We start from the raw sequence: 11,077 nt of genomic DNA, 5'->3' as shown, positions 1-11,077 counted from the left end.
TTATTCGCTATAATGGTGATTCCTTGAATGGTTATGGAGGCAGTCACTGTCAGGTTAGTGGAATCAGTTACCGTAAGCTGATAGGTTCCACCTTGGCCATTAATAAAAAGATTTTGGCTGGTCGCCCCGGGGATCGGATTTCCGTTAAGGCTCCACTGATAAGTGAAAGGACCGGTGCCGCTATTTATATTGGCGAATAAATTGCTTGTTGGAATATCTAGTGTGGCACTTATGGTCACTGAGAAAGGACAGGCTGTAGTTCCTATAGTCGTAAAATATATTGGCATAGACCAGACGCTGACGTTGCCAGGGGAGCAAACAGTTCTTACATAAAACTTATAGGAGGAACAAGACATCAGCCCTGTAGCGGTAAATTGACCGCCAAAAGTAGGAGCGGTTGGAATCGTTGTGCTGTTAGGCTCAGGAGCATTTGCCGGAAGAATTAAAACTTCCCACTGCTGTCCATCCATTGCTAAGGCAGGCCAGGAAAACGTAGCGCTGGTAGTAGTAATTGAATAGGTGTAAATCTCAATTGGAACAGCACCATTGCACGTTTGACCGTAGCTACTGCCAAAAAAACTAATCAGTAATAGAACGGCGAAAAATATTTTTTTTGTCATAATTAAAAGTTTAGCAGGTAATTTTTTAAGAAGATAAAGGTAGTAAATATACTTCAATCGTAAGAAAAAATTGAAAAATAACCATTTCAGATGTAGGCCTAAATGTTTGAAAGCTTTTTGGTGTCCGTTGGTTTTTCAGAAAGGATTTTTGTAGGTTTACTTTTTTAAAACAGATTATGAAAGCGAATAAGAAATCGGCCGCGGTGGGGTTCATATTTATAACGATGCTGATCGATATCATCGGATGGGGAATTATTATACCGGTAATCCCGAAACTGATTGAAGAATTGATTCAGGGGGATATTAGCGTAGCCTCCCGTTATGGTGGCTGGCTTACGTTTGCCTATGCAATAACCCAGTTTTTATTCGCACCGCTGATGGGGAATCTGAGTGATAAATTCGGAAGGCGTCCCATCATCCTGTCCTCCCTTTTCTTTTTTGCATTGGATTACCTTTTGCTGGCTTTCGCGCCATCGATAGGCTGGTTGTTTGTCGGAAGGATTCTCGCGGGTCTGCCGGGTGCCAGCATTACAACAGCCACGGCTTATATCGCCGATGTTAGTGATGAAACCAATCGGGCCAAGAATTTTGGTATGGTTGGAGCAGCATTCGGGTTAGGATTTATAATAGGGCCTGTCATCGGAGGTGTTTTGGGAGAATATGGTTCCCGAATTCCTTTCTACGCTGCGGCCGTGCTTTGCCTGATTAATTTCTTATACGGTTATTTCATACTTCCGGAATCCTTGTCAAAGGAAAACAGGAGAAGTTTCAGCTGGAAAAAAGCCAATCCTATAAGTGCCTTTTTAAACCTGAAAAAATATCCGTCCTTAATAGGGTTGGTCATTGCGTTGGTGTTGGTTTACATTGGCGGACATGCAGTGCAGAGCAATTGGACTTACTTCACGATGTACCGTTTTAACTGGAACGAAAGAATGGTCGGAATTTCATTAGGGGTAATCGGTTTGCTTGTGGCAATCGTTCAGGGCGGATTGATTCGTTGGATAAATCCGAAGTTGGGAAATAACCGAAGTATTTATTTTGGTTTGTTCCTTTATGCTGTGGGAATGTTTCTTTTTGCTTTCGCTTCGCAGGGATGGATGATGATGGTATTTTTGATTCCGTATTGTTTGGGGGGTATTGCGGGTCCTGCATTACAGTCGGTGATTTCATCTACCGTGCCGTCTTCGGAACAAGGAGAGATACAGGGGACATTGGCCAGTCTGATGAGCGCCACATCTATCATCGGCCCTCCTTTGATGGCTAATACGTTTTATTTTTTCACCCATGACGAAGCGCCATTTAAATTTGCCGGTGCGCATTTTATCCTGGGAGGAATTCTGATGATTATCAGTAGTGTAGTGGCTTATAAAACGTTGAAAAGTAAATTCTGATTTATTTCAGATAAACATAATGATTGTAATAGTCGATGATGGCTTTTCCTCTCAGAAGAATGTCGGCACCAATAATTCCGTGTACCGGTTTGGCTTTGTATTGACGAAGTGCCATGTTAACGTGACTCATGTCGAAAATAACCAATGAAAAATCGTTTATCCTCCAATGGGAAAGCTGTAAGAGATTGTCAGTAGCCATTTGCGTATACATTCCGGTCGCTCCGGCTCCGGCCGCTTTTGTGGGGGAGTCTTTTGCAATTAAGTTGAAATGTTCAACGCTGTCAAATCCGATACAGCTGTTGGAAGCGCCCGTATCCAAAATGAAATCGCCCAAAACACCGTTTATTTTTGCCTTTATCAAAAGGTGCTGGGTTTTGGATACTTTGAATTTGATCTTTTTGTAGCCTTTCTTTTTGAGTACTTCGTGCAAATTTTCCATAACTCAAAAATAATCAATTAATCGCAGTCTTTTCCAAAAGATTCGGATTCACCCAACATAAATGTATTATTTTATAAGTAGATCTTTGCCTTTAATCTCTGGATAGAATGAAACAATCTTCGTAATTTTGCAGCCTGAAACATTCAAATCCGAATTTTGGAACCAAACTTAATTTTTACCGATACGCATACCCATTTGTATTCTGAAGAATTTGCAGAAGACAGAAGTGAAATGATTGAACGAGCCCTGAAAAATGGCGTCAAAAGATTTTTCATTCCGGCCATCGATGCTTCCTATACACAGAAAATGTACGATCTGGAAAAACAATATCCGGAGAATATTTTCCTGATGATGGGATTGCACCCGTGTTATGTGAAAGAGAATTATGAAAAAGAGTTAGCTCACGTGGAAGCAGAATTGGCCAAACGTAAATTTACGGCCATCGGTGAAATTGGGATTGATCTGTATTGGGATAAAACAACGTTGGATATTCAGAAAATCGCATTTCAAAAACAGATTCAATGGGCAAAAAAGTATAAGTTGCCTATAAATATTCACTGCCGCGATGCTTTTGATGAAATATTTGAGGTTTTGGAACTGGAAAAATCAACCGAGCTGTTCGGAATTTTTCATTGTTTTTCAGGAACCTATGATCAGGCGCTACAAGCGATTTCCTATAATATGAAATTGGGAATCGGTGGTGTGGTAACTTTTAAAAACGGAAAAATCGATCAGTTTTTACATCAGATTGATATCAAACATATTGTTTTGGAAACGGATTCACCTTATTTGGCGCCGGTTCCTCATCGCGGAAAACGCAATGAAAGCAGTTATGTAAAATTGGTAGCTGAAAAACTTTCCAAAATCTATCAGTTGCCGATTGAAGAAATTGCACGGATCACAACCGAAAATTCCCGTGAAATTTTCGGGATTTAATAAAGAAATAAGATTTCATTCATAAAAATTTCGTTCTTTTGTGGATTGTAAAAAATAACTAATGCCAAAGTTCGACTCGATACGCCAGTTTTATGACAGCGAAGTAAATGCAGCCATTCAAAGTGTAGCCCATCACCCCATGATGAAGGCCTTGATGAGCTTTACTTTTCCGGATGTGGAAGAATCCGTTTGGATGGAACAGTTAAAACGTACCCATTCGATTCGCGATTTTCAGGTCAACTTTATTTATCAGTCCATTCAGCGTGTTTTAGAGCGCAGTTCGGATGGTCTGACAACTTCCGGTTTCGAAAAATTAGATCCGAATACTTCTTATCTTTTTATTTCCAATCACCGCGACATCATTTTGGATACTTCATTGTTGAATGTCAGCCTTTTTGATCACGGTATGATTATGACAGCTTCGGCTATTGGAGATAATCTGGTACAGAAATCTTTTTTGTTAACGCTTTCCAAGCTGAACAGGAACTTTTTGGTTAAGCGAGGCCTGCCTCCAAGAGAATTGCTTCAAAGTTCAAAACTGATGTCGGAATTCATGTATCATCTGTTGACTAATGAAAATCGATCGGTGTGGATAGCGCAACGCGAAGGAAGAACCAAAGACGGGAATGATGCAACCCATCAGGGTGTTTTGAAAATGTTGGCCATGGCTTCGGACGAGGCAAATCTGATGGATTTCTTCAAGAAAATCAGAGTGGTTCCGGTTTCAATTTCGTATGAATACGATCCGACCGACGCTTTAAAGATGCCTCAAATCATGGCAGAAGCCAATGATGAGATTTATATCAAAGAGAAAAATGAGGATTTCATCACGTTAATCAGTGGAATCATCGGACAGAAAAAACGAATTCATATTCACGTAGGCGATGTTTTGGACACCGAATTGGACAAAATTGCAGCCGAAAATGACAATAACAACAAGCAGATTCAGGCTCTTGCGCAGGTAATCGATGATTCCATTTTATCGACGTACAAGTTGTGGCCGACGAATTTTATTGCATACGATCTGCTTAACAATGATAACCGATTTGCGAACCAATACACTGAAAAAGAAAAACAGCTTTTCGAGCGTCGTCTGGAAATGCGTTTGGGAAGTGAGAAAGACACCCTTCGCGAAAGTTTCCTTGCCATGTACGCCAATCCGGTTGTCAATAAACTGAAATACCAAAATGTCGAATAAACCCAAAATACTGTTGGTATACACCGGTGGTACTATTGGAATGGTTAAAGATTCAGAAACCGGCGTACTTAAAGCATTCAACTTCGACGAATTACTGCATAATATTCCGGAATTAAGACTGCTGGATTGCCACATCGAAACGTTTTCGTTTAACGAGCCTATCGATTCGTCCAATATGAATCCCGAAAAATGGGAAGCGATTGCCGAAGCGATTCAGGAGAATTACGATGCGTTTGACGGATTCGTGGTTTTGCATGGTTCGGATACAATGTCGTATTCGGCATCGGCGTTGAGTTTCATGTTAGAGAATTTGGCCAAACCGGTAATCTTTACAGGGTCACAGCTGCCAATAGGGGATTTGCGTACAGACGCCAAAGAAAATCTGATTACAGCCATTCAGATTGCGTCGTTACATAACAAAAACAAGCCAATGGTAACCGAAGTTGGTTTGTACTTCGAATATAAATTATACCGCGGAAACCGCACAACTAAAATAAGTGCCGAACATTTCAATGCTTTTGCCTCGCCCAATTATCCGGAATTGGCAGAATCGGGCGTCGATTTAAAAGTAAATAGTGATTTATTGCTGAAAAAAACGGCAGGTAAAAAACTAAAAGTAAATAAAGGTTTCGATGACAATGTTGCGGTCGTGAAAATGTTTCCGGGGATTAATGAAAACGTTTTTCAGGCCATTTTACAGATTCCGGATCTGAAAGGGGTTGTTTTGGAGACTTATGGTTCAGGCAATGCGCCCACAGAAGCCTGGTTTATTTCCATTCTGAAAAAAGCAATAAAAAACGGGCTTCATGTAGTTAATGTCACGCAATGTTCCGGCGGAAGCGTAAATATGGGCAAGTATGAAACCGGAATGCATCTGAAGAAAATTGGTGTGATTTCGGGTCGTGATATCACAACGGAAGCGGCAGTTACAAAGCTTATGTATCTGTTAGGGCAGAAAGTGTCACCGGCAGTTTTTAAAACGGTTTTCGAAACAGCAATACGTGGGGAATTAACGTAAAAAAAATCAAATAAAACTTCGAAAAAACAAAATAAAGTCGTTATTTCGCAGTCAGAATTTAGAGAGGTGTCCGAGTGGTTGAAGGAGCAAGCCTGGAAAGTTTGTATATGGGTAACTGTATCGAGGGTTCGAATCCCTTCCTCTCTGCGAAAAGTATAAAGGCAATCTAGGGATTGCCTTTTTTTATTTACCTTAGTACGGAAATTATAACTATATGAATAAATTTTTATTATTGGCTTTATTTGTAGTAGCTCCTTTGTGTGTTTTTTCACAGGGGAATGAAGAAGACAAGGCAAAAATAGAAACCATTAAGGTAACGGATTCGCTTTTTAGGGAAGATCAGTTTTATATTTCATTAAGTTATAATATTGTTCAAAATAGCTCGAACGGGTTCAAGCAGTTTTCATTTTCTCCCTGTTTTACGGGCGGGTTTTTACGGGATTTTCCGATAACAAAAAATAGGCATTGGGCAATTGCGCCCGGTGTAGGTTATTCTTATACCAATATTAAACAGTTTATCAGTACGGATGATCTTTTTTTGGAAAATCAACCGGCTATCCCTGAAGATATTGAGACTCGTATCATTACTCATAGTGTTGAAATTCCTTTAGAGGTTCGTTGGCGGAACGCACCAATAAAAAGTCATAAATTTTGGAGGGTCTATACCGGATTTAAAGCACGTTATATTTTTAATGCCAATGTAAGGCTGGATTCCGAATCATATGGAGGTTATACCGATGATATTATTGATAATGTCAACAGATGGCAATACGGGACTTATGTTTCGGCAGGGTACAATACCTGGAACCTTCATGTGTATTATGGTCTGAACCCGATTTTCAAAGAAGGCTCAAAATTGGCCGATCTTAACTTTGGATTCATTTTTTACATCCTATAGCCAAAAATACCAAAGGCCTATTTGCGGAAGCGCTCCAATGATTATGCCGACTAACAATTCCCTCATGGAATGCGCCTGCATGTACAATCGGGAAGAAGCCACCAAACCGATGGAAACAATAAAAAATGCGGTAAGGCTAACAAATGGTATTCCGTAATGGATGGAAATTCCCATGATGAAAAGCGTAATACCTGTAATTCCAATCATGTGTATGCTGGCTTTAAAGCGGAATACAATCAGCAACAACGTTAAAAGCGTACTTATCAATGCCCCTAGGAAAAAATAGTATAATTCGGGAACTGCCACCGTCGAAAAACTGTGCTGGATAAGAACCAGGTAAAACATGGCCTGAAACGCCAGAGGCAGTCGACGTTCCTTTTTTTCATGCAGCATGATGCTTGATTTAGCCAGACCCAACGATTTCAGAAGGAAATACATTGAAATCGGTAAAAACACTGTCAGAATAGATATCTGAAACAGAATAAGGTAGATTTCGTAAGGATAGAAAAAAGATTTGGTGACAAAAAAATAAAATAAGGCGGCATATACCGAAATGAACAACGGATGAAAAAGATAGGAGAAAAACGGAAGTATCTTTTTTAGATCCATGCCTATATTTTTTTTCGCATGCGCGCCACTGGAATGTCCATCAGCTCGCGGTATTTTGCAATCGTTCTTCGTGCGATCGGATAGCCTTTTTCTTTTAAGATTTCGGCTAATTTATCATCCGGAAGGGGCTTTCTCTTGTCTTCCTCTTCAATGACTGTTTTTAGGATTTTCTTGATTTCTATGGTAGAAACATCCTCACCCTGATCATTTTTCATGGCTTCAGAGAAGAATTCCTTAATCAGTTTTGTACCATATGGCGTTTCCGCGTATTTGCTGTTGGCAACGCGGGAAATGGTAGAAATGTCAAGGCCTACCATATCGGCAATGTCTTTCAGAATCATCGGTTTTAACTTTGATTCGTCTCCGTCTATAAAATAGTCCTGCTGGTAATGCATGATAGCATTCATGGTTACCAATAGGGTTTCGTTTCGTTGTTTGATGGCATCAATAAACCATTTGGCAGAATCGAGTTTTTGTTTGATGAACTGCACGGCATCTTTTTGGGAATTCGATTTTTCTTTCGAATCCTTATAGGTTTGCAGCATTTCCTGATAGTCTTTGGATACGTGCAATTCGGGAGCATTTCTTCCGTTTAGGGTCAGTTGTAACTCACCATCCACCACTCGTATCGCGAAATCAGGAACTACATGTTCAATGGTTTTGGAACTGCTTTCGAAAGAACCTCCGGGTTTCGGATTCAGTTTTTCGATTTCGTCAATCGCCTTGCGCAATTGTTCCTGTGAAACATCAAATTTTTGGAGTAATTTGTCGTAATGCTTTTTTGTAAACGCTTCGAAATGCTGATCAATTACCGAGATGGCCAAGCTTACAGAATCTGTCGGGGTTTTATGTCGGAGTTGTAGTAAAAGACACTCTTGTAAGTCTCTCGCGCCAACACCTGCAGGCTCCAGCTGATGGATGATGTTCAGAATACGCTCTACATTTTTCTCGTCGGTGTAAAGACCTTGTGTAAAGGCCATATCGTCAACAATGTCCTGCACGCTTCTTCGGATATACCCAATATCATCAATGCTTCCTACCAGGAATTCGGCTATTTCGCGTTCTTCCTCTGTCAGGATGAATGTATTTAATTGATTAATCAGATCCTGATGAAAACTTATCGGAGCGGCAATAGGAAGGCTTCTGTCTTCATCATCATCGCTGTAATTGTTTGCCTGAAGTTTGTAATCAGGGGTTTCGTCATTGCTCAGGTACTCATCGATGTTGATTTCATCGGCATCAATTTTCTCATTGTCAAAATCATCATAGTCATCGTAATCATTTTCCGCTTCATAGTCATCATTTTCCAGGGATTCTTCCTTGCCGGATTCCAATGCGGGATTCTCAATCAATTCCTCTTTTAAACGTTGTTCGAAAGCCTGTGTGGGCAATTGAATCAGCTTCATCAGTTGGATTTGCTGAGGGGATAATTTTTGGGATAACTTAAATTGTAGATTCTGCTTGAGCATTTACAGGGGGTTTGATGTAAAAGTTCCAAGTCTAAAGTTAATAAAAAACCTGAAACTTGGAACTGTAAACTATAAACTAAATTTTATTAAAACTCGGCGTTTTGTGGTGTTCTTGGGAACGGAATTACGTCGCGGATGTTGGTCATTCCGGTTACGAACAGTACCAAACGCTCGAAACCTAAACCAAATCCGGAGTGAACGGCACTTCCGAAACGTCTGGTGTCAAGGTACCAATACAATTCTTTTTCGTCGATTCCTAAAGCTTTCATTTTTTCCAAAAGAACATCATAACGTTCTTCCCTTTGAGAGCCTCCCACGATTTCTCCGATTCCCGGGAATAAGATGTCCATCGCTCTAACGGTTTTTCCATCTTCGTTCAAACGCATGTAGAACGCTTTGATTTTTGCCGGGTAATCGAATAAAATTACAGGGCATTTGAAGTGTTTTTCTACAAGGAAACGCTCGTGCTCACTTTGTAAATCAGCACCCCATTCTTCAATCAGGTACTGGAATTTTTTGTTCTTGTTCGGTTTTGAATTTTTCAGAATGTCGATAGCTTCCGTATAAGAAACACGTTTGAAATTGTTGTCCATAACAAAGTTCAGTTTCTCTAACAAGGCCATTTCGCTACGTTCTGCCTGTGGTTTTGATTTCTCTTCCTCGATTAGTCGTTGCTCTAAGAATTTCAAGTCGTCGCCACATTTGTCAACCGTATATTTGATTACGTATTTGATGAAATCTTCCGCCAAATCCATGTTGTCTGCCAGGTTGTTGAAAGCAACTTCCGGCTCGATCATCCAGAATTCCGCCAAGTGACGGGAAGTGTTTGAATTTTCAGCACGGAAGGTAGGTCCGAATGTGTAAATCTGACCCAATGCCATAGCATAAGTTTCCCCTTCTAACTGTCCTGAAACTGTCAGATTGGTTTCTTTTCCGAAGAAATCCTCTTTGTAGTTTACCTTGCCTTCTTCTGTTCTTGGTGTTCCGTCGAAAGGTAAAGCAGTAACCTTAAACATTTCTCCGGCTCCTTCTGCATCCGAACCTGTGATGATTGGCGTGTTTACATAGAAAAATCCTTTTTCCTGGAAATATTGATGCACCGCAAAAGATAAGGTGGAACGCACACGCATGATGGCTCCAAACATATTGGTACGGATTCTCAAATGGGCATTTTCCCTAAGGAATTCTAAAGAATGTTTTTTAGGCTGCATCGGATATTTTTCTGCATCGGAATCTCCTAAAATTTTGATTTCCGAAACCTGAATTTCCACATTTTGTCCTGCACCCTGACTTTCCACTAAATGACCTTTAACGCTTACTGCCGCTCCGGTTGTGATTCTTTTTAGGGTTTCTTCAGGCGTGTTTTCAAAATCAACCACACACTGAATATTATTGATGGTCGAACCGTCGTTCAACGCTATAAACTGATTGTTTCTAAATGTTCTAACCCAACCTTTTGCTTTTACTTCATGTAATCCCGGAGTACTGTTTAGCAGGTTTTTAACTTTAGTATGTTTCATTTCTAAATTGTTTTTTATTCAATTATTTGTAAAAATTGAATTTTCAATAAATAAAAAATTAAATGCCTGCAAATGTAGTAAAAAGGAGTAGTAAATGTATCTTTTAAAGTTCAGTTTTTGCAAAAGATTCGGCTGTCAAATGTTATCTTTGCATTCAACTTAATTTTAGTTCAGATGAATTGGATATTACTAATTATTGCAGGTTTTTTTGAAGTGGGTTTCGCTTCTTGTCTGGGAAAAGCCAAGGAAACGTCAGGAACCGTTTCTAACTTATGGATGGTAGGTTTCTTTGTTTGTCTGACCATCAGTATGGTGCTGTTGTACAAGGCTGCACAAACATTGCCTATTGGGACTGCATATGCTGTTTGGACAGGTATTGGTGCCGTGGGTACTGTTTTGGTCGGGATTTTCGTGTTCAAAGAACCTGCTGATTTCTGGCGTGTTTTCTTTCTGACTACCTTAATCGCTTCTATAGTCGGATTGAAATTTGTGTCGTCGCATTAGAATCCCAAGTCAAGGACAAAACTGATTTTGATGGAGATGTTGTCCTGCACTTCGGGTAATCCGTTTGCGCCGTAACGGTAAAATCCGGAAAGCCCCAATCCTCTGAAAATGTTGTTAAGTTCCAGACCGGATTCCATATAGCCGTCTTCCAATGTCTTATAATCAAAACCCTGATGATTACTCTGTTCTCTCGAATTTCCTAATGCCATTCTTGTTACGGCCACAAAAGTGGGTTTGACTTTTTTAAACAGGTTGACTTTTCGGAAAGCGTGCTTAAAGTGAAGTGCAATGTATTCGCTCGAGAAAAATTCGTTAAAACGCATGGTTTCAAAACTGTTTTTACCGGCAAAGTTGATACGTTGTAAAACATGGTCCCGGTCTATGCTGTTTGGAGAAATACTGTAAAGATGCGTTATGGGAGTATCTCCCACAGCAATACCTGCTTGAACAAGGAAGCTGGTTTTTTGACCGTCGA

The 11,077-nt window shown here is 40.1% G+C and carries 11 protein-coding genes, 1 tRNA gene and 1 pseudogene; 7 read left to right on the top strand and 6 right to left on the bottom strand.

From position 1 onward, the window contains the following. Positions 1 to 677, bottom strand: a 677-nt coding sequence (locus tag VLB74_RS07630) for a hypothetical protein (RefSeq protein ID WP_325202862.1), incomplete at its 3' end; no start/stop codon positions are given. 119 nt (positions 678 to 796) lie between these two features. On the opposite strand from VLB74_RS07630, the gene VLB74_RS07625 reads away from it, so the two are divergent. Continuing rightward, entirely contained in the window at positions 797 to 2,011 is a 1,215-nt protein-coding gene (locus tag VLB74_RS07625; RefSeq protein WP_325202861.1) for a TCR/Tet family MFS transporter, read from the top strand. Position 2,012: 1 nt separating this feature from the next. Here the strand turns inward: VLB74_RS07625 and VLB74_RS07620 are convergent, their stop codons facing one another. Continuing rightward, complete coding sequence (locus tag VLB74_RS07620; RefSeq protein WP_325202860.1) at positions 2,013 to 2,450, bottom strand: retropepsin-like aspartic protease; 438 nt, start codon at positions 2,448 to 2,450, stop codon at positions 2,013 to 2,015. 156 nt (positions 2,451 to 2,606) lie between these two features. Here VLB74_RS07620 and VLB74_RS07615 point away from each other — a divergent pair, with 156 nt between their 5' ends. The 5 genes from VLB74_RS07615 (at position 2,607) to VLB74_RS07595 (ending at position 6,500) form a co-directional block, all read left to right on the top strand. Next, positions 2,607 to 3,386 carry a TatD family hydrolase gene (locus tag VLB74_RS07615; protein WP_325202859.1) on the top strand — a complete coding sequence of 260 codons (780 nt, stop codon included), beginning with the start codon at positions 2,607 to 2,609 and terminating at the stop codon, positions 3,384 to 3,386. A gap of 61 nt (positions 3,387 to 3,447) precedes the next feature. Then, the gene (locus tag VLB74_RS07610) at positions 3,448 to 4,584 is read left to right on the top strand and encodes a 1-acyl-sn-glycerol-3-phosphate acyltransferase (protein ID WP_325202858.1); all 1,137 of its coding nucleotides are present in this window, start codon (positions 3,448 to 3,450) and stop codon (positions 4,582 to 4,584) included. After that, entirely contained in the window at positions 4,574 to 5,602 is a 1,029-nt protein-coding gene (locus tag VLB74_RS07605) for an asparaginase (protein ID WP_325202857.1), read from the top strand. The genes VLB74_RS07610 and VLB74_RS07605 overlap by 11 nt, the downstream gene beginning before the upstream one ends. A 60-nt stretch (positions 5,603 to 5,662) precedes the next feature. Beyond that, a tRNA-Ser gene (locus VLB74_RS07600) sits at positions 5,663 to 5,749 on the top strand. 67 nt (positions 5,750 to 5,816) lie between these two features. After that, entirely contained in the window at positions 5,817 to 6,500 is a 684-nt protein-coding gene (locus VLB74_RS07595; RefSeq protein ID WP_325202856.1) for a porin family protein, read from the top strand. Here the strand turns inward: VLB74_RS07595 and VLB74_RS07590 are convergent. The 3 genes from VLB74_RS07590 to asnS form a co-directional block, all read right to left on the bottom strand. Next, the gene (locus VLB74_RS07590) at positions 6,495 to 7,109 is read right to left on the bottom strand and encodes a hypothetical protein (RefSeq protein ID WP_325202855.1); all 615 of its coding nucleotides are present in this window, start codon (positions 7,107 to 7,109) and stop codon (positions 6,495 to 6,497) included. The genes VLB74_RS07595 and VLB74_RS07590 overlap by 6 nt on opposite strands. 2 nt (positions 7,110 to 7,111) lie before the next feature. Continuing rightward, on the bottom strand, positions 7,112 to 8,578 hold the full coding sequence (gene rpoN / locus VLB74_RS07585; protein WP_325202854.1) for an RNA polymerase factor sigma-54: 1,467 nt from the start codon (positions 8,576 to 8,578) through the stop codon (positions 7,112 to 7,114). Positions 8,579 to 8,664: 86 nt separating this feature from the next. Then, positions 8,665 to 10,098, bottom strand: a complete 1,434-nt coding sequence (gene asnS / locus VLB74_RS07580) for an asparagine--tRNA ligase (RefSeq protein ID WP_325202853.1) — start codon at positions 10,096 to 10,098, stop codon at positions 8,665 to 8,667. A gap of 174 nt (positions 10,099 to 10,272) precedes the next feature. Between asnS and VLB74_RS07575 the strand changes: the two genes are divergently transcribed. Next, positions 10,273 to 10,602, top strand: a complete 330-nt coding sequence (locus VLB74_RS07575; RefSeq protein WP_325202852.1) for a DMT family transporter — start codon at positions 10,273 to 10,275, stop codon at positions 10,600 to 10,602. On the opposite strand, the pseudogene VLB74_RS07570 reads toward VLB74_RS07575, so the two are convergent. Further along, positions 10,599 to 11,077, bottom strand: a pseudogene (locus tag VLB74_RS07570) (DUF5686 family protein); the annotation flags it as partial. The gene VLB74_RS07575 and the pseudogene VLB74_RS07570 overlap by 4 nt on opposite strands.

This window comes from Flavobacterium sp. (genome assembly GCF_035456225.1).
Lineage (GTDB): Bacteria > Bacteroidota > Bacteroidia > Flavobacteriales > Flavobacteriaceae > Flavobacterium.
This window is presented reverse-complemented; position numbering and strand designations above follow the sequence as displayed.

Excerpts from the sequence above, each read along its gene's own strand:
- VLB74_RS07625 (WP_325202861.1), top strand. The coding sequence starts at position 797 with ATGAAAGCGAATAAGAAATCGGCCGCGGTGGGGTTCATATTTATAACG.
- VLB74_RS07620 (WP_325202860.1), bottom strand. The coding sequence starts at position 2,450 with ATGGAAAATTTGCACGAAGTACTCAAAAAGAAAGGCTACAAAAAGATC.
- VLB74_RS07610 (WP_325202858.1), top strand. The coding sequence starts at position 3,448 with ATGCCAAAGTTCGACTCGATACGCCAGTTTTATGACAGCGAAGTAAAT.
- VLB74_RS07605 (WP_325202857.1), top strand. The coding sequence starts at position 4,574 with ATGTCGAATAAACCCAAAATACTGTTGGTATACACCGGTGGTACTATT.
- VLB74_RS07595 (WP_325202856.1), top strand. The coding sequence starts at position 5,817 with ATGAATAAATTTTTATTATTGGCTTTATTTGTAGTAGCTCCTTTGTGT.
- VLB74_RS07590 (WP_325202855.1), bottom strand. The coding sequence starts at position 7,109 with ATGGATCTAAAAAAGATACTTCCGTTTTTCTCCTATCTTTTTCATCCG.
- rpoN (WP_325202854.1), bottom strand. The coding sequence starts at position 8,578 with ATGCTCAAGCAGAATCTACAATTTAAGTTATCCCAAAAATTATCCCCT.
- asnS (WP_325202853.1), bottom strand. The coding sequence starts at position 10,098 with ATGAAACATACTAAAGTTAAAAACCTGCTAAACAGTACTCCGGGATTA.
- VLB74_RS07575 (WP_325202852.1), top strand. The coding sequence starts at position 10,273 with ATGAATTGGATATTACTAATTATTGCAGGTTTTTTTGAAGTGGGTTTC.